This window comes from Roseateles sp. FW305-36 (assembly GCF_058787015.1).
This window is the reverse complement of the sequence record NZ_JBYSZK010000002.1, coordinates 161,661-177,890: the sequence shown is the minus strand read 5'-3', so window position 1 is coordinate 177,890 and position 16,230 is coordinate 161,661. Positions and strand designations below refer to the sequence as shown.

At 70.0% G+C, this 16,230-nt stretch carries 18 protein-coding genes; 11 read left to right on the top strand and 7 right to left on the bottom strand.

Going from position 1 to position 16,230, the window contains the following annotated elements; genetic code table 11:
- Positions 1 to 4: 4 nt before the first annotated feature.
- From AC3WOE_RS05125 to AC3WOE_RS05095, 7 genes are all read left to right on the top strand, one after another.
- Positions 5 to 253: a hypothetical protein gene (locus AC3WOE_RS05125; protein WP_492688756.1), complete on the top strand. Its 249-nt coding sequence runs from the start codon at positions 5 to 7 to the stop codon at positions 251 to 253.
- Between the two features lie 352 nt (positions 254 to 605).
- Positions 606 to 866: a hypothetical protein gene (locus AC3WOE_RS05120; protein ID WP_492688754.1), complete on the top strand. Its 261-nt coding sequence runs from the start codon at positions 606 to 608 to the stop codon at positions 864 to 866.
- A 159-nt stretch (positions 867 to 1,025) separates the two neighbouring features.
- Positions 1,026 to 1,745 carry a GGDEF domain-containing protein gene (locus AC3WOE_RS05115; RefSeq protein WP_492688752.1) on the top strand — a complete coding sequence of 240 codons (720 nt, stop codon included), beginning with the start codon at positions 1,026 to 1,028 and terminating at the stop codon, positions 1,743 to 1,745.
- Positions 1,746 to 1,779: 34 nt separating this feature from the next.
- Positions 1,780 to 4,002 (top strand): helicase-related protein, encoded by a 2,223-nt coding sequence (locus AC3WOE_RS05110; RefSeq protein WP_492688750.1) that lies wholly within the window; start codon positions 1,780 to 1,782, stop codon positions 4,000 to 4,002.
- 5 nt (positions 4,003 to 4,007) lie between these two features.
- Positions 4,008 to 4,355 carry a hypothetical protein gene (locus AC3WOE_RS05105; protein ID WP_492688748.1) on the top strand — a complete coding sequence of 116 codons (348 nt, stop codon included), beginning with the start codon at positions 4,008 to 4,010 and terminating at the stop codon, positions 4,353 to 4,355.
- 155 nt (positions 4,356 to 4,510) lie between these two features.
- A complete protein-coding gene (locus tag AC3WOE_RS05100) occupies positions 4,511 to 4,828 on the top strand; it encodes an EthD family reductase (protein WP_492688746.1) in 318 nt (105 codons plus the stop codon).
- Positions 4,829 to 4,927: 99 nt separating this feature from the next.
- Positions 4,928 to 5,512: a hypothetical protein gene (locus AC3WOE_RS05095; protein WP_492688744.1), complete on the top strand. Its 585-nt coding sequence runs from the start codon at positions 4,928 to 4,930 to the stop codon at positions 5,510 to 5,512.
- Here the strand turns inward: AC3WOE_RS05095 and AC3WOE_RS05090 are convergent.
- A complete protein-coding gene (locus AC3WOE_RS05090; RefSeq protein ID WP_492688743.1) occupies positions 5,509 to 6,534 on the bottom strand; it encodes an NAD-dependent epimerase/dehydratase family protein in 1,026 nt (341 codons plus the stop codon). The genes AC3WOE_RS05095 and AC3WOE_RS05090 overlap by 4 nt on opposite strands.
- 124 nt (positions 6,535 to 6,658) lie before the next feature.
- On the opposite strand from AC3WOE_RS05090, the gene AC3WOE_RS05085 reads away from it, so the two are divergent.
- A complete protein-coding gene (locus AC3WOE_RS05085; RefSeq protein ID WP_492688741.1) occupies positions 6,659 to 8,074 on the top strand; it encodes a peptide MFS transporter in 1,416 nt (471 codons plus the stop codon).
- A gap of 5 nt (positions 8,075 to 8,079) precedes the next feature.
- Here AC3WOE_RS05085 and AC3WOE_RS05080 read toward each other — a convergent pair whose 3' ends face one another.
- Positions 8,080 to 8,658 (bottom strand): hypothetical protein, encoded by a 579-nt coding sequence (locus AC3WOE_RS05080; protein WP_492688740.1) that lies wholly within the window; start codon positions 8,656 to 8,658, stop codon positions 8,080 to 8,082.
- Positions 8,659 to 8,744: 86 nt separating this feature from the next.
- On the opposite strand from AC3WOE_RS05080, the gene AC3WOE_RS05075 reads away from it, so the two are divergent.
- From AC3WOE_RS05075 to AC3WOE_RS05065, 3 genes are all read left to right on the top strand, one after another.
- The gene (locus AC3WOE_RS05075; protein ID WP_492688738.1) at positions 8,745 to 9,203 is read left to right on the top strand and encodes a hypothetical protein; all 459 of its coding nucleotides are present in this window, start codon (positions 8,745 to 8,747) and stop codon (positions 9,201 to 9,203) included.
- Between the two features lie 22 nt (positions 9,204 to 9,225).
- Positions 9,226 to 9,891 carry a glutathione S-transferase family protein gene (locus AC3WOE_RS05070; protein ID WP_492688736.1) on the top strand — a complete coding sequence of 222 codons (666 nt, stop codon included), beginning with the start codon at positions 9,226 to 9,228 and terminating at the stop codon, positions 9,889 to 9,891.
- Positions 9,892 to 10,036: 145 nt separating this feature from the next.
- Positions 10,037 to 10,717 carry a class I SAM-dependent methyltransferase gene (locus AC3WOE_RS05065; protein ID WP_492688734.1) on the top strand — a complete coding sequence of 227 codons (681 nt, stop codon included), beginning with the start codon at positions 10,037 to 10,039 and terminating at the stop codon, positions 10,715 to 10,717.
- 3 nt (positions 10,718 to 10,720) lie between these two features.
- Here AC3WOE_RS05065 and AC3WOE_RS05060 read toward each other — a convergent pair whose 3' ends face one another.
- From AC3WOE_RS05060 to AC3WOE_RS05040, 5 genes are read right to left on the bottom strand one after another with little or no spacing between them, the layout of a single operon-like run.
- Positions 10,721 to 11,236 (bottom strand): GNAT family N-acetyltransferase, encoded by a 516-nt coding sequence (locus AC3WOE_RS05060; protein WP_492688732.1) that lies wholly within the window; start codon positions 11,234 to 11,236, stop codon positions 10,721 to 10,723.
- 14 nt (positions 11,237 to 11,250) lie between these two features.
- A complete protein-coding gene (locus AC3WOE_RS05055; RefSeq protein ID WP_492688730.1) occupies positions 11,251 to 11,847 on the bottom strand; it encodes a cold shock domain-containing protein in 597 nt (198 codons plus the stop codon).
- A 24-nt stretch (positions 11,848 to 11,871) separates the two neighbouring features.
- Positions 11,872 to 12,837, bottom strand: a complete 966-nt coding sequence (locus AC3WOE_RS05050; RefSeq protein WP_492688729.1) for a hypothetical protein — start codon at positions 12,835 to 12,837, stop codon at positions 11,872 to 11,874.
- Positions 12,834 to 13,358 carry a (2Fe-2S)-binding protein gene (locus AC3WOE_RS05045; RefSeq protein WP_492688728.1) on the bottom strand — a complete coding sequence of 175 codons (525 nt, stop codon included), beginning with the start codon at positions 13,356 to 13,358 and terminating at the stop codon, positions 12,834 to 12,836. Before AC3WOE_RS05045 ends, AC3WOE_RS05050 begins: the two co-directional genes overlap by 4 nt.
- Positions 13,355 to 16,177 (bottom strand): xanthine dehydrogenase family protein molybdopterin-binding subunit, encoded by a 2,823-nt coding sequence (locus tag AC3WOE_RS05040; protein ID WP_492688727.1) that lies wholly within the window; start codon positions 16,175 to 16,177, stop codon positions 13,355 to 13,357. The genes AC3WOE_RS05045 and AC3WOE_RS05040 overlap by 4 nt, the downstream gene beginning before the upstream one ends.
- Positions 16,178 to 16,230: the final 53 nt, after the last annotated feature.

Sequence of the window (16,230 nt, the reverse complement as noted above, 5' to 3'; positions counted from 1 at the left end):
CTTGATGAACGCATCTGCTTCGTTCCCCGCCGCAGCCCGACGCGACGTGCTTCGCGACCGGTTGCTCGCCACCGTGGACCTGCTCAAGCAGCGACGGGCGGCCGAGATCGCGGAGGGCTATATCGAAGACTACGTCGCCATGCACTGGATGGAATGGCAGGGCGGCACGCTGCGCCTGACAACGACGGGCGAGAACGTCTGCAAGCATCTGAAGGCCTTGCTGAGCCGCACTGCCGGGCGCCGCGCGGCCTGACTTCGACGCAGGCACCGGCCTTCGCGGTGCGACTGGCCGGCGCAGCGCCCTAGAATGGCTTGCAACCATCGCGTGTCTGCTCAACGGCGCGACTTCGGTGGCTGGACGCCGGCGCCCTCCTTCCTCGCGCCCCAGGCCCGGTTGGCTCCCGCCGGCCGGCAATGCCGTCAGCCACCCTCAAGCGGCGAGCCCCCACCCGGCCTCTCTTGAACCCTTGTCGAGGCGGCCGCTCCACCTTGCCCCGGCTCGTCCGCCACCCACACCCGCGGAAACCACCGAGACATCAGCCCAGCCAAGGGCACGCATCTTGCACGCCCAGATGCCTGCCATCCCTGACCGTTTGGAGATCTCGATGAAGCCTTCCCGCCCCCTGCCAGCACCCTCGCCCGCCACGTCACGCCGCGACACCCTGCGCGACCGGCTGCTCGCCACCGTTGACCTGCTCAAGCGCCGCCGCGCGGCCGAGATCGACGCGGGTTTCATCGAGGACTACGTCGCCCTGAACTGGATGGAGTGGCATGGCGGTTCGCTGCGCCTGACGACGACGGGCGAGAACGTCTGCAAGCACCTGGCGTCGCTGCTGGCCCGCGCCACGCCGCAACCCTCGTTCTGAGCGCCATGACGAAGGCCGCAGCTGTGGCAACCAGACCAACGAGAGGCTCTGCCTCGACAGCAGCCGGCATGTCTTCATCGAACGCGGCCTGGGACCGGACATCGCCATGACCTTGACCGCGCCCGCGACGGACTGACAGGCGTCGAAACCGCCGCGCGCATGGACACACCCTCCAACATCGACGTCGACGAGCAGCGGCTCATTTTGCTGCGGCGCGAGATCGCCGCGGCCGAGGCGACGCTGCTGGCTCTGCACGGCGCCATCCAGGAGGCGCGCAGCGAGTCCGGCCTGGTCGCGGCCCACGATGCCCGCGAGGAGAACCAGCGCCTGCATCGGCGCCACCTCGAGATGACCCGGCAGGCCGAGACCGCCCACGCGGCGCTGGAAGTGGCCGTCAAGGCCGCGCAGACCGACGCGCTGACCGGCGTCTGCAACCGCGAGGTGCTGTGGGACCGCCTGGCCCACGACCTGGCGCTGGCGCGCCGGCATGGCAGCCGGCTGGCGATCTACTTCCTCGACGTGAACGGCTTCAAGCGCGTGAACGACGAGTACGGCCACGCGGTGGGCGACCTGCTGCTGCAGCATGTGGCACGCGCGCTGACGGCCACCGTGCGCGCCAGCGACACGGTCTGCCGCATCGGCGGAGACGAGTTCGTCATCCTGGCCTCGGCCAGCCGGCGCGAGGACGCCGAGCAGGTGGCCGCCAAGATCGGCCAGGCCCTGGCCGCGCCCTGCGTGCTGGCCGGCCACGCCATGGAGGTGTCCGCCAGCATCGGCTTCAGCCTCTTCCCCGACGACGGCGAATCGCCCGGCGTGCTGGTGCACAAGGCCGACGAGGCGATGTACCGCGTCAAGCGGACCCTGGGCAGCCAGCGCTAGCCGGCCGGCGGCGCGCCTGTGTTCCACTTCCCCCGTGAAGTCTGACTCCCCCTCGCCCAAGCCCCCCGCGCCCGCCTTTCCCCTGCCGCAGCCCCGCCACGCCGCCCGGCTGCCCGCCAGCCTCGCGCCCGAGGACTGGGCACGCATCCGCCAGGCCGCCTACGCCCTGCCACAGGTGCTGGTGCCCGACGACCTCAACGACGGCACGGACGAGTCGCTGGACCGCCTGGGCTGCATCCAGATCTCCAAGGCCGCCGGCGGTGGCCGCCCCAGCCGCTGGATCCTGCCTGCCCACCTCCCCGTCGCGCTGGCGCAGCTGGACGCCACGCCGCTGGCCAACACGCTGCGCACGCAGATGCAGCAGCGCCTGCACCAGCTCGAAAGCCTGGGCCTGCGCCGCGAGGGCCTGGTGTTCACGCGCTTGTGCGTGCACCCGATCACGCTCGCGCATGAGAACTGGCGCATCGACCTGTCCCACCGCGTGCCGGTGCCGGAAGGCGCCATCTGGGCCTTCTTCCGCGATGGCGACACGGCGGCGCTGAGGCATGCCCTGGGGCAGGCGCCCGAGTACTCCTACAAGGCCGAGCTGGCCCTGCACCTGAACCATCTGGTGGCGCGCAGCGAGGCCATGGGCGATTCGGCCCAGCTCGCCTCGCTGCTGCCGCGCCTGCAGGCCGAATGCGGCGTGCCCATGCCTTTCGAGGACCTGAAGGCCGCGCTGACGCGGGCCCAGGACCGCTGGGAGCAGACCGTCGAGGAGCAGAGCACGCTGGCCAGCCTGGGCCGCGAGCTGGCCTTCCAGGGCTACCCGGACAGCTTCGACGCGGCGCGCAAGCTGGGCCGCAAGGTGACCCTCTACCTCGGCCCGCCCAACAGCGGCAAGACGCATGCGGCCTTCGAGCGCCTGGCCCAGGCCCTGGACGGCGCCTATCTGGCGCCGCTGCGCCTGCTGGCGCTGGAGGGCCGTGACCGCCTCGTCGGCCGCGGCGTGCCCTGCTCGCTGCTGACCGGCGAGGAGAGCGTGCCGGCGGCCGATGCGCGCGTCGTCAGCAGCACCATCGAGATGGTCAACACCCGCGACATCGTCGACGTCGCCGTCATCGACGAGGCGCAGATGATCTTCGACGACTCGCGCGGCTGGGCCTGGACCCAGGCCATCGTCGGCGTGCCGGCGCGCGAACTCATCATCATCGGCTCGGCCTATGCGGCGCCCGCCATCGAGCGCCTGCTGCAGCTTTGCGGCGAGAAGCCGGAGCGCCGCACTTTCGAGCGCAAGCAGCATGTGCAGCTGATGCCGGCGCCGGTGCCGATGACGCATCTGCATGCGGGCGATGCCGTGGTGGCCTTCAGCCGCCGCGACGTGTTGATGCTGCGCGACCAGATCTCGCAGAACGGCCACGCCGTCAGCGTCATCTACGGCGCCCTGCCGCCCGAGGTGCGCCGCCGCGAGGCCGAGCGCTTTGCGGTCGGCGCGAGCGACGTGCTGGTCGCCACCGACGCCATCGGCATGGGCCTGAACCTGCCCATCCGCCGCGTTCTGTTCTCGACTCTGACCAAGTTCGACGGCGTCGGCGACCGCGAACTGTCGGTCAGCGAGGTGCACCAGATCGCCGGCCGCGCGGGCCGCTACGGCATGCACGACGAAGGCTTTGTCAGCGTGCTGAAGGAGGCCGAGGCCGACGCGATGAAGACGCTGCGCAGCCTGCTGCCCAAGGAGCCGCGCGCGCCGCGCGACTTCAAGGCACCGGTGGCGCCGAACTGGCGCCATGTCGACACCATTTCGCGGCGCCTGGGCGTCAACAAGCTGCATGCGGTGCTGGACATCTTCATGCAGCAGCTGCGCCTGGACGATGCCCACTTCGCCGTGGCCGAGCTGGAGCAGATGCTGGAGCTGGCCGAGGCCCTGGACCGCAACGCGGCCGCCCTGCCGCTGCAGGAGCGCTTCCGCTACGCCCAGGCACCGGTGGATTCACGCCTGCCCATGCTGGTGGAGCAGTTCCACGGCTGGGCCATGAGCCACGCCCGCACCGGCAAGGCCGGCGAGCCGCATTTCCTCGACGAATACGACCAGCACGGCCGCTTGGACCGCATGGAGCAGGCCCTGCGCATCTGCACGCTATGGCTGTGGCTGGACCTGCGCTTCCCCGAGGTGTATGGCCACGTCGAAGAGGTCATCGACCTGCGCGCGCGGCTCAACGACGGCATCGAGAGGCAGTTGAAGGGCAAGAAGGCGCTGTGGCAGAGGCGGGGTCGCTAGCGGGCATGCGCCGGGTCATCACCATCCTCCTGCTGACCATCCCGCCCCTGCTGCTGCTGCGCTGGGATGGCCATCACGGCCACCAGGTGCCGAAGTGGCTGCTGCTGGCGATCTGCGCCCCTTTGGCAATTGCCTTGCTGATCTGGGAAGACGACGACGTCAGCGACACCGGCCGTGCCATGGGCAACTGGCTGCTGTTCCTGATGGGCCTCTTCGCCATGGGCATGGGACTGTTCGGCTTCGCGCTGCGGCATGAGGAAGGCTGGGGCGGCCTGCTCGGCTTGCTGGCCTGGGTGTTTCCCGTGGGCGTGCTGATGACCGTCGCGGCCGTGGTGCGCGCGTTGCGGGATTGACCCAACAGGCGGCATTTGCGCGAAGCCTTCGTGCACAACTTCGACGTGCCTGCCACCCCAGCTGACCCGACGCGGCGCAAGGGCTTGGCGACAACCACGGCAGGCAGCCGTTGGATGCAATGACACTCCGGCATCGCTTTTCGGAGATGGCATCCATGATCAAGGTCAGCGTCCTCTACCCGCAGGCGCCCGGCACGCGCTTCGACCACGACTACTACCGCGACCGCCACATGCCGCTGGTGCAGGCCCGGCTGGGGTCGGCCTTGTTGCGCTACACGGTCGACCGCGGCCTGGCAAACGGTGCCGCGCCCGGCCAGCCGCCGCCCTTCGTGGCCGGCTGCGAGCTGTTCTTCGACAGCGTCGAGAGCCACCAGACGGCCTTCGGTCCGCATGCCGCCGAGATCATGGCCGACATCGCCAACTACACCGACCGCCGGCCGGTGGTGCAGATCAGCGAGGTGGTGGTGGGCTGACGCGCGGAGCGCGGCACAGCGGAAGCAAGTCTCCGCGATCCACCTGTTTTCTTCCACGGCGCCTGTCCAGAATCGCAGCGTCGCTTTGAAGGAGAAACCATGGCTGGACTGCACCGCGCAGGTCGCGCCGTCATGGGCCTGGGCTCGCTGCTGCTCTGGTCCGCGGCGGCCCAGGCCGCCGACCGCGTGCAGGCCCTGCGCCCCGGCATCAACCGCATTGCCTTGCAGCGCGGCTCCGCGCCCGGCATGGCCGTGCTGGCCCACCGGGAGAACTTCAATGCCCATGGCTTTGAAGTGTTGACGTTGTACGCCGAGCTGCCGGCGTCCGAAGGGCGGCGACCGCAATGGCAGATCGTGCCGCTGTTCGACGCGGCAGGCGAGCATCTGGAGCTGAAGGCCGGTGGCGGCGCCGACTGCCTGCTGCAGGACTTCCGGCTGCTGCGCCCGGCGCGCGGCCGTGACGCCGAACTGGTGCTGGCGGAACGCGAACTGGGCGAGAGCTTCGCGGCCGCCGCCCAGGTCACGTTCCGCTTTTTCCGGCTGCGCGCCAACCGGGAAGGCGAAGTCGGCCGGCCGGTGCTCTATTTCGAGCTCGATCGTGCCCAGGTCGCCAAGGCCACGTACTGCGATGTCGGCGAGGCGATGCACGCCGAGCTTGGCCTGCCAGCGGCCTTGTCGCGCTAGACCATACCCAGCGCCACCAGGTCCCGCGCCGTCTGCACGATGGCCTCGCGCGGCGGCCGCGGCACCCAGCCCAGCACTTCGCGCGCATGGCTCGAATCCTGGTGCCGCGCCGTGCCCAGCTCGCTGGCGGCGGCGCGCACCGCCGGGCTGACCTTGGCCAGCAGCCGCACGGCCCAGTCGGGCATGTTGAGCGTCGGCACACGCCGCGCCTGTTCGCCCAGTTCGGCGCGCAGGATGGCCGCGATCTCGCGCAGCCACAGGAAGCCGCCGCAGGCGATGAAGCGCTCGTCGGCCATGCTTTGCGGCGCCGACAGCGCGCGCCAGTGCAGCTCGGCCACGTCGCGCACGTCGACAATGCCGAAGCCGATATGGGGCAGGGCGGGAATCCTGCCGCGCAGCAGGCTCTGCACGATGACGACGCTGGCGGAATAGTCGGCGCTGGCGACCGGCCCCAGCACGACGGACGGGTTGACGGTGCAGAACTCCAGGCCGCCGCCCTCGCGCGCCACCCAGTCGCGCGCAGCGCGCTCGGCGACGGTCTTGGACTGGACGTAGGGCGGGATGCCGGGCGTCTGCAGCTGCGTCCAGTCGTCCTCGGTGAAGTGGTGGTCGCCGCGGCCATGGCCGTAGGAGACGGCCGCGACGGAGGAGGTCATGACGACCCGCCGCACGCCGGCATCGCGCGCCGCCCTCAGCGCCCGCAGCGCACCGTCGCGGGCCGGGACGATGAGTTCATTGGCGTCGCGCGGCGCGCCCACCGGCAGCGGCGATGCAAGATGGGCCAGATGGCTGCAGCCCGCCGCGGCCTCGGCCCAGCCGGCGTCGGCGGTCAGGTCGGCGGCAAAGCAGCGCAGCTGCTCGCTGGCGCCCACGCCCAGCAGCTGGCGCAGGCCGGCTTCGCGCTTCAGGTCGCGCAGGGTGGTGTGGACCTGCCAACCGGCGGCCAGCAGCTGGCGGATCAGCACGCCGGCGATGAAGCCAGTGCCGCCGGTGACGACGACGCGGGAAGGGGTCGAACTCATATTGCCGGATTGTGTCGGCCGGACATGACACCCATGACGCCAGTCACCCGCGGGCGACTGCGCATTGCCAGCCGGGCCGCGGGCGTGGACAGTCTCGGCTTTCTCAATGTCCCGGGACACCCCCTTGACCTCCGCCACCCTGACCGCGGCCGCCGACGCCACAAGCGACGAGCGCGCCCGCCACGACCGGTCCTTCCTGGGCCACCCCGCCGGCCTCGGCTGGCTGTCCTTCTGCGAGCTGTGGGAACGCTTCAGCTACTACGGCATGCAGGCCCTGCTGGTGCTCTACCTCAGCAACTACCTGTTCCTGCCGGCCCACATCGCCAACGTGACCGGCATCGACGCGCTGCGCCATGCCATCGAGAACGTCACCGGCCCGCGCTCGCCGCAGCAGCTGGCCTCGGCCGTGTTCGGCCTCTACGTCGGCCTGGTCTATCTGACGCCCATCTTCGGCGGCCTGCTGGCCGACCGCGTGCTGGGACGCACCCGCACCGTCGTCATCGGCGCCCTGCTGATGGCCACCGGCCACTTCCTGATGGCCTTCGAGACGGCGCTGCTGCCGGCCCTGGGCTGCCTGCTACTGGGCGTGGGTTGCTTCAAGGGCAATATCGCGGCGCAGGTGGGCGACCTCTACGCGCCGGGCGACAAGCGCCGCGCCAGTGCCTTCCAGATCTTCATGCTGGCGGTGCAGATCGCCGTCATCGCCGCGCCCATCGTCTGCGGCACGCTGGGCGAGCGGGTGGGCTGGCACTGGGGCTTCGGCTCGGCCGGCGTGGGCATGCTGATCGGGCTGTTCGTCTACCTGGCCGGCCGCCGCCATCTGCCGCCCGAGCCCAAGCGCGGGGCAAACAAGGCGGAACCCCGGCCCACCATCGGCCGCCGGGGCGCGCTGCAGGTGGCCCTGCTGGTGGCCATGATCCCGCTGTTGATGCTGTCCATCGTCGGCAACCAGCAGTTCAACAACGCCTATCCGCTGTGGTCGCAGCAGCACATGGACATGAACGTGGGCGGCTTCGAGGTGCCGGTGACCTGGCTGCAGGCCGTCGATGCCACGGTGAGCTTCGTCACCATGCTGGGCTCCATCGCCTTCTGGCGCTGGTGGGCCACGCGCCGCCGCGAGCCCGACGAGGTCACCAAGATGGCCCTGGGCTGCTTCGCCGCCTGCGGTGCACCGGCCCTGCTGCTGATCCCGGCCTTCGCCATCGAGGGCGGCGGCGGCAAGATCAGCATCCTGTGGACCTTTGCCTACACCCTGGTCAACGACATCGGCTTCGCCAACATCATGCCGGTGGGCCTGGCCCTGTACTCGCGCGCCGCGCCGCGCGGCCTGCAGGGCGTCATGATCGGCCTCTACTACCTGCACCTGTTCTTCGGCAACACCTTCGTCGGTTGGCTGGCCGGCAAGCTGGAGGAGATGCCGGGCTCGCAGTTCTGGGCCATGCATGCCGTGCTGGTGGCCTCCGCCGGTGTCGGCCTGCTGGTCGTCAAGCTGCTGTTCGGCCGCCTGCTGGCGCCGGACGACGAGCTGGCCAAGGCCTGACGCGCTCAGTGGGGGGCGTGGTCCGGCGTGGCCACGCCGAGTGAACGCGTCAGCGCCGCCATCAGCGCCTTGTAGCTGGCGCGCACTTCCGGCTTGCCGACGGCAGCACCCGGCTCCGAGAAGCTGGCCGTCCAGGACTCGTCCCAGGTGTAGCCGCAGTCGCTGCGGCGGTCACCATCGGGACCCCAGATCAGGGCCCGCAGCCGCGCGTCATGGCCGGCGCCCGTGTAGGTCTCGAACAGCGCCCCGATGAAGGCCTGGTAGGCCTCGTAGACCTCGGCCTCGAAGACGTGGCGGTAGATGTTGAGGGTGCGGTCCAGCTCGCGCTTGGCCTGGATGGCCTCGGCGGGCGAGACCGTCTTCCAGTAGCCCACCCAGGTGAAGAAGCACAGCAGCTTGTTCAGCCGCGGCGCGATCTCGTCGTAGATGGCCAGGCGCTTCTCGATGAGCTTCTGGTTGGTCCAGTTGGCCAGGTCCAGGCGCTTGAGCTGGCTGCTGACGAACCAGCCCAGCAGCGCGACCGACAGCGGCGTCAGCACGCCGACGATGAGCTTGGCGATTTCCAATGTCGGCCATTGAGCCATGGCGCCCTCCTCGGCATGGATTGCCGCGCCGCAGCGTAGCCGGCCGCGGCAGCACGAGGCAATCCCATCTGCTTAAACTCGCCCGCATGAACGACGCCCTCGACCGCCTGGCCCGCGAGCTGGCGCTGGATGTGCCGGCCCGACGCGGCTTGAGCCTGCGCTTCGGCCTGGCCTGCGCGCAGCGGGTGAGGCATCTGCTCGAGGACCCGGCCGTCATCGCCTGCCTAGACACGCTGGCCCGCCATGTGGCCGACGGCGCTTCGCAGGCCGAGCTGGAAGCGGCTGCAACCGAGGCCGCCAGCCTGGCCAATCACCACCCCGGTTCGCGCTCTCTGGACGGCGTGGGCCACGCCGCCGTGTCGGCCTCCTATGCGGTGGCCAATGCACTCGCCGGCCGTGCGCTGCGCGCAGCCGAGTACGCGGCGTATGCGACGGTCTACGGCGAGGGCGGCTATGGAGCGGTGCAGCAGCGTGAGTCCTTCCAGCCCGAGCTCGACTGGCAGCTGGACACGCTGAGAAGCCTTGCCGCTGAAGAGCCGCGCTAGCAGCCTGCCTACACTCGGCCCCATGATCACCGTCCACCACCTCAACAACTCCCGCTCGCAGCGCGTGCTGTGGCTGCTCGAAGAGCTCGGCCTGCCCTACGAGATCAAGCACTACCAGCGCGATGCCAAGACCTCGCTGGCGCCGCCGGAACTGCTCAAGGTGCACCCGCTGGGCAAGTCGCCCGTCATCACCGACGGCGGGCTGACGGTGGCCGAGAGCGGCGCCATCCTGGAATACCTGGTGGACCGCCACGGCCAGGGGCGGCTCAAGCCCACGGGCGAGCAGGACCTGCTGCACTACCGCTACTTCATGCACTTCGCCGAAGGCTCGGCCATGCCGCCGCTGGTCATGAAGCTGGTCTTCAACAAGGTCAAGCGCGCGCCCATGCCCTTCTTCGTCAAGCCGATTGCCAAGGGCATCGCCGACAAGGTGCTGTCCAGTTTCGTGCAGCCCAATATCGACCGTCAGCTGGCCTTCCTCGAATCGGAACTGGCCACGCGGCCCTGGTTTGCCGGCGCCGAGTTCTCGGCGGCGGATGTGCAGATGAGCTTCCCGGTGGAGGCCGCTTCGGCACGCGGATCGATGGATGGCTATCCCAAACTGAAAGACTTCCTGGCGCGCATCCACGCGCGGCCGGCCTACCAGAAGGCCCTGGAACGCGGCGGTCCCTACAGCCTGATGAGCTGAGCGGCCTACACTGCCCCACGGCCGCACGCTGCGCGGCCGCCATCGTCTTGCCCCGCCGGCCTGTCGCCCGGCCGCTGTGAATGAACAGCGGCGCTGACCTCCCCGTGTCGCATTGCGCTCGAACACAGGTCAACCCGGAGGGCGCATGCCCGGCTATGAAGTCAAAGTCCAGACACTCGCCATCGATGGCGCGGCGGATCTGCAGATCCGCTCGCTGCTGGACCACCAGCAATTCGCCGACCCCGCCGGTGCGGCCGAGGCCCTGGGCATCTCGTCCGCGCAATGGTCGCTGTTCGGCCAGGTCTGGCCCTCCGGGCTGCACCTGGCCGCCACGATGGCGATCCGCCCCCTGACGGACGGCGAGCGCATCCTGGAGATCGGCTGCGGCCTGGCCCTGGCCAGCCTGGTCTGCCACCGGCGCGGCGCGGAGGTCACGGCCAGCGACATCCATCCGCTGGCCGGCGCCTTCCTGCTGGAGAACCTGCGCCTGAACGAGATGGCGCCGATGCGCTACTGCCACGGCGACTGGAGCGAGGACGCCGTGATCGCAGAGCGCGGCGCGCCACGTGTACAGGGCCGCTTTGACCTCATCATCGGCAGCGACGTGCTCTACGAACGCGACGACGGCGGTGCGCTGGCGGCCTTCATCGAGAAGCACGCGCTGCCGCGCTGCGAGCTCCTCATCGTCGACCCCAACCGCGGCAACCGCACGGCCTTCGTGCGGCGCATGGCGGCGTTGGGGTTCGAGTTCGGCGAGGTGCTGCTGAGCGCCGGCGCCGGCCGCGCGGACTATCGCGGCCGGCTGATGCGCTTCTTGCGCGCTTGACTCTCAGCCGTAGAGCCGCCGCCCCATCAGCACCAGGTCGCGCTCGCTGCCCTCCAGCCGGGCTACGCGGGGCATGAAGCCCCAACGCTCGAAGGCGTGCTTCTCGAACAGGCGGATGCTGCCGGCGTTGGACGCAAAGATGGTGGCGCTCAGCACTTCGATGCCCAGGCCGGGCGCGGCGGCAATCGCCTGCTCCAGCAGATAGCTGCCCTGGCCGCAGCGCTGATAGTCCGGATGCAGATAGACGGCCAGGTCGGCCGTCATGAAATAGCCGGGGCGCTCGTTCATGAAGTGGAAGAAGCCCAGATAGCCGATGACGCCGGCAGCCGGATCGTCGGCATCCTCGGCCACCCACAGCGGCCGGTGGTCGGGCGTGTGCTGCAGGAAGGACGCGCGCCGCGCCTCGACGGTGATGGGGTCGAGGTCGCAGCTGCAGCTGCGCGTCGCGACGGCGGCGTTGTAGATCTCGACGATGCGAGCCAGGTCGGCCTCGGTGGCGTGGCGGTGGGTGAAGCGCATGGCTTGCTCCTGCATCATCGGGCGCCGCTGCCGGTACACCACTGCCTCTCGCAGGGCACGCCGTCGCGGTCGCCGTCCATCTGCGTGCCCGGGCAATGGTTGATGAACCAGGTCGCCTCGGCGCAGGACGTCATCTGCGAGCAGCTCGTGCGCCCATCGCAGCGGTAGGCCGGCGTGCTGAGCTGCGCGCCGCGCTCCCCGCTGTGCAGCGATTCTGGCACCGTGGTCGTCGCGGGCAGGGTCTCGAGGTGCAGACGATGGGCACGCGCTCGATAGGCGCTGTAGCCCCAGCTGCCCGCGGCGACGATGAGGACGAGCAGCAGGCCTGCGAACAGCCATTCCAGCGCGCTCTTGCTTCCTCGGGTTGCGGTGCGCCCACGGCTCGGCTTCGCATCGGCGCCTACCGCTAGACGAATCACGTTGATCGCCTGCGGCCTGCCGTCCTTGCCGCGACCCAGCTCGAAGCTGACGGTCTCGCCGACAACGGGCCGCGAGCCATCGCGCGGCAACGCGCTGATGTGAACGAAGAGTTCAGCGCCTCCTTGTGCGGGAGCGATGAAGCCGAAGCCGCGTTCGTCATTCCAGGAGCGCAAGATGCCGTTCACTCTCATGGCACGGCCCTCCATCGAAGGTATTCAGCGCTTCGCTGACTTCGGCCCGTACTCCACCACCCTGCACCCCGCCCCCTGCGGGTTCTCGCAACACGCCGCCAGCTTCTTGAGGCTGTCGGCGAACTGCTCGTCCCACTGCGCCTGGCTGTGCAGATTGCCGGGGCTCATCCAGTGCGATTGCGGGAATTTCTTCGACCACTCGTCGCCGCCTTCCTGGGGCGCATGGCCGGTGGACTGCTGCATGGCCACCTGGCAGGAGTTCATATTGCCCATGCGATGGCAGGCCGTGCAGGTGTTGCCACGCGTCGTGATGCCGAAGGCGTTCAGCCGCGCCCAGGCGCGCTTGAAGTCCTCGCCGATGGCCTTGGGCTGGTAGAAGCCAAAGGGGTCGCCCGGCAGTTGCGTCGTCTGCGCGATGTAGGGGCTGTACATGAAGGGCCCGCTGTCGTGGCAGTTCACGCAGGCGGGCTGGCTCCAGGCCACTTGATGCGGCGTCTGCCAGACCTTGTCGGCTGGCACCGCTGGGCGCTTCAAGGTGCTGGGTGAAGGCACGGCACGGCCGTCGATGCCGGTGGCCGCGCTCAAAGGCGCCTTGGCCTTGGCGGTGAACCAGCAGGTCTTGCCATCTTTGAGGCTGTGCGAGATGACATTGATCTCGTCGAACAGCGGGCTGCCCGCGGGCCGGGCGACTTGCTTGCGGCAGACGGCGCTGATCTGGGCCGTCTTGTCGTCGCGCAGCACCAGGGCACGGCTGCCGGGCACGCATTGGCTTTGCGCATCGGCCTGGGGCAGCAGCGACGGCCGGTCGCAGCTGGGCGCTGCCTTGTCGGCCGGCACGGGCTTGCCGTCGACGGTGATGGGAATCTCCTCGCCGGCCATGCAGTCGAAGGCCGGGATCTCGCTGATCTGCTCGGCACACTGGCGCCCGTACTCGAACAGCGTCTCGGCCTGGGCAGCGCCGGCAAGCAGCAGCAACAACAGCGCTCTCATGCGACCACCAGCCCCTTCTCCGCCAGCACCACGGCGCGGATGGCCTGGTGGTAGCGGGCGTAGCCGGTGCAGCGGCAGATGTGTTGGCCGACGGCGTCCTCGATGGCCGCGTCGAGCTGGTCGCGCCTCACCGGCTGCGCGCGCAGGCGCCCGAGCAGCATCTCGGTGGCCATCACGAAGCCCGGCGTGCAGTAGCCGCACTGGAAGGCGAAGTGGTCGAGGAAGGCCTGTTGCACGGCGCTGGGCTTCTCCATGCTGCCGGTGCCCTCCACCGTCGTGATGCTCTGGCCTTGCAGCAGGACCACCGGCGTGGAGCAGGCCAGCATGGGCTGGGCCTGGCTGGTCGGCGCCCGGCGCGCGGCCACCGTACAGGCCTTGCAGACGCCGATGCCGCAGCACAGCCGCGTGCCGGACAGGCCCAGCTCCTCGCGCAGGAAGTCGATAAGGGGCAGGTCGGTCGGCACCTCGGTCTTGACGGGCCGGCCATTGACGTGGAACTGGACGTGAACGTGGTCGCTCATGACAGGGCCTTCTCGATGTCGGCGGCGGTGATGGGCAGGGAACGGAAGCGCTTCCCCGTCGCGTGGGCGATGGCGTTGCCGATGGCCGGGGCGATGGGGCAGAGCACCGCTTCGGCAACGCCCTTGGCCGTGGTCTCGGTGGTCGGCAGCGGCGTGATGCTCATGCGCGCCAAAGGCATATCTCCACTCAGCGCGACCTGATAGCGGTCGAGGTTCCAGCGCCCGTCGCCGGCGCCGCCGGCTTCCAGCGGCAGGTCCTCCAGCAGCGCGTAACCGATGCCCATGGCGATGCCGCCCTGGGCCTGGCCCATCAGCAGGTCGGGCTGCAGCACCTTGCCGGCATCCACCAGCAGCTGCACGTCGACGACGCGCGGCGCATGGTTGCTGGGTCCGATCTCGACGGCGACCAGCACGCCCGACGGCGCATACAGGCTGCGGCCGTAGAGCGAGGCCTTGGGGTTCGGCGGGACAACGTTCTGGCGCAGCACAGCCGTCCAGTCCTGCTGGCCTGCGGTGCGCAGCGACAGCCCGTCGATGGGCAGCTGCAGCGACTGCGCGGCGGGCAGGGCATAGGTGCCGGCCACCCAGGAACCCTCGTAGCAGCCATGGACCATGGCGGCCGCGGTCAGCTTCATCCGGTGGACGAAGGCGGCCAGCACGGGCAGCGAAAGCGGCGCCAATCCCACCGCGATGAGATGACCCTTGTGCCAGCTCGTATTGCCCTGCACCTGCGCCAGCGGCACGCCCCACAGCGCCGCCGCCGCCGGCAGCAGGCCGGCCTGGAACAGCACCTGGCTGGCCTGCTCGGTCACGTGGACCTGATGGAAGGCCGTCAGGCAGGCGCTGCTCGACATCGCGAAAGCGGCCGTCCAGTTGGGCTGGCTCCAGTCGCCGCCCGCGTAGGTGCTGACGTCGAGCGCATTGAAGCTGGCGACGTCGCCCATGACGACGTCGTGGGCGTTGTGGCCCAGCCAGCCAGCCGTGGAGATGGCCAGCGTCGTCGCCGAGCCATTGCCCATGTCGACGCAGTTGGTGCGCACCGTGAGGTGGCCGGTGGAATCGATGGCGACCTCGGCCATGACGCCGTCCTTGCCGGTGCCATAGGCCTGGTTGGCCAGGGCGAAGCCGACGCCGTAGCGGATGCCCTCGCGGGCCTTGCGCGCCTTCACGGCCTCGCGGTCGCGCCACAGCGCGTGCTCGCGCGAGCGGCGGCAGATCTCGCGCAGGGTCATGGCCTGGGTCAACGGCGCGCCGGTGATGGTGCGGTCGCCCTCGCGCAGCGCATTGAGCTCGCGCAGGGCGATGGGGTCGCGCTTGAGCGCCACGGCGACTTCGTCCACCAGGGTCTCGACCGCGAAGCTGGCCTGGGGCCCGCCGAAGCCGCGCATGGAGCCGGCCACGACGCCGGTGCTGGGCTGGGCGATGGCGTCGACATAGGCCTGCTTGATGTCGTAGCCGCTGAGGCCGCAATAGGCGGCCAGCATGGCGACGAACTGGCTGTAGTTGTTCTGGCCGCCGGAGGGCAGGACCTGCTGGCTGCCGAAGGCCAGGAACTTGCCGGTCTTCGCGTCCACCGCGATGCGCTGGCTGATGTTGCTGGCCAACTGCTTGAGGCCGCCCTGGAACTGCTCGTAGCGGTCCTGGGCGACGCGCACCGGCCCATCGGCCAGGGCCGCGGTGACGGCCAGCAGCGGCGGGAAGGTGGACACGTCACGCCCGCCGAAGCCGCCGCCGGGATAGCAGGAGTTCAGCACCACGGTCCCGACCTTGATGCTGGGGCAGGCCTTGAACAGGTCCAGGCTGTCGAGCGAGTCGCCGTTGGTGGCCTGGGTGCCGAGCACGAGGTTGAGGGTGCCGCCGCCGGACTTGTCCAGCCAGGCCAGGCCGGCCTCGGGTTCCATGAACATCGGGTCCAGCACCTGGGTGCTGTAGCTGCCACCAAGCTGCAGCACTTCACGGCGGGGCGCCTGCAGCGCGGTGTCGATGCGACCGCGCAGCCGGCGGGCGGTGCTGTTGTAGGGCTGGCTGGACGAGTCGGGCTGGTAGGGGTTGGAGGCATAGCCCACCTGCACCTGCGAGAAGGGCTCGACGCCGGGGCCCTCGTAACGCGTCAGGTAGTTGACCGGGCTGTAGGCCATCACCCAGGGCTGGGGCGGCGGCGGTGGCAGGCCGCCGGTCTGCACGACGCCCGGCTGGAACTGCAGGGCGCGCTTGGCGCGGCGACAGGCGTTGGCGTCGGCAAAGATCAGGATGGCCACCGGCTGGCCGTAGAACTGCGGCGCCGTGCCCAGCGGCACCAGCAGCTGGCTGACGCCGTCGGCACCGGCGCTGGAGAAGGGCAGGCTGAGGTTCAGCGAGGCGAGGTCGCGCTGCGGCCAGGGGTAGGTGGGAGGGAGCGGCGTCTGCGTGATGGTCAGCAGCGGCACGGCGTCCACGCCCGCCAGGCTTTGCAGGTCCAGGCCGGAGAAGGCGAGGCCCGGCTGGGTGGCGCGCAGGATCATGGCCATGCGCTCCGTCTGCGGCCAGCCCGGCATGTCGACGGCGCGGAAGTCGCGGGCGTAGATCTTCTGGCCCGTGACCTTGGCCAGGCCGTCGATGCGAAAGCGCGCCTTGCCGGGGCCGCCGGACCAGTCGGGCGCGCCGGGCGGCGTTTGGGGTTGCACGGGGCTGCCCTCGGGCCGGGGCCGCGCGCGCGGGTTCTTCAGCACGGCCGGCCGCGCCAGGGCCAGCTCATGCACCAGCAGGGTCACCGCGGCCGCGCCGGTGCCGATGACGCCACGCCGTGTCAGTCGGAACGGCCCGTTTGTGTTCTGCGACACGCCTGTCTCTCCTCCCATGCGATGGAGGGCGAGTGTGTCACCGCGACGACCGC

Coding starts and splice junctions, on each gene's coding strand:
- AC3WOE_RS05125 (WP_492688756.1), top strand. CDS start 5: ATGAACGCATCTGCTTCGTTCCCCGCCGCAGCCCGACGCGACGTGCTT.
- AC3WOE_RS05120 (WP_492688754.1), top strand. CDS start 606: ATGAAGCCTTCCCGCCCCCTGCCAGCACCCTCGCCCGCCACGTCACGC.
- AC3WOE_RS05115 (WP_492688752.1), top strand. CDS start 1,026: ATGGACACACCCTCCAACATCGACGTCGACGAGCAGCGGCTCATTTTG.
- AC3WOE_RS05105 (WP_492688748.1), top strand. CDS start 4,008: ATGCGCCGGGTCATCACCATCCTCCTGCTGACCATCCCGCCCCTGCTG.
- AC3WOE_RS05100 (WP_492688746.1), top strand. CDS start 4,511: ATGATCAAGGTCAGCGTCCTCTACCCGCAGGCGCCCGGCACGCGCTTC.
- AC3WOE_RS05095 (WP_492688744.1), top strand. CDS start 4,928: ATGGCTGGACTGCACCGCGCAGGTCGCGCCGTCATGGGCCTGGGCTCG.
- AC3WOE_RS05090 (WP_492688743.1), bottom strand. CDS start 6,534: ATGAGTTCGACCCCTTCCCGCGTCGTCGTCACCGGCGGCACTGGCTTC.
- AC3WOE_RS05080 (WP_492688740.1), bottom strand. CDS start 8,658: ATGGCTCAATGGCCGACATTGGAAATCGCCAAGCTCATCGTCGGCGTG.
- AC3WOE_RS05075 (WP_492688738.1), top strand. CDS start 8,745: ATGAACGACGCCCTCGACCGCCTGGCCCGCGAGCTGGCGCTGGATGTG.
- AC3WOE_RS05070 (WP_492688736.1), top strand. CDS start 9,226: ATGATCACCGTCCACCACCTCAACAACTCCCGCTCGCAGCGCGTGCTG.
- AC3WOE_RS05065 (WP_492688734.1), top strand. CDS start 10,037: ATGCCCGGCTATGAAGTCAAAGTCCAGACACTCGCCATCGATGGCGCG.
- AC3WOE_RS05060 (WP_492688732.1), bottom strand. CDS start 11,236: ATGCGCTTCACCCACCGCCACGCCACCGAGGCCGACCTGGCTCGCATC.
- AC3WOE_RS05055 (WP_492688730.1), bottom strand. CDS start 11,847: ATGAGAGTGAACGGCATCTTGCGCTCCTGGAATGACGAACGCGGCTTC.
- AC3WOE_RS05050 (WP_492688729.1), bottom strand. CDS start 12,837: ATGAGAGCGCTGTTGTTGCTGCTGCTTGCCGGCGCTGCCCAGGCCGAG.
- AC3WOE_RS05045 (WP_492688728.1), bottom strand. CDS start 13,358: ATGAGCGACCACGTTCACGTCCAGTTCCACGTCAATGGCCGGCCCGTC.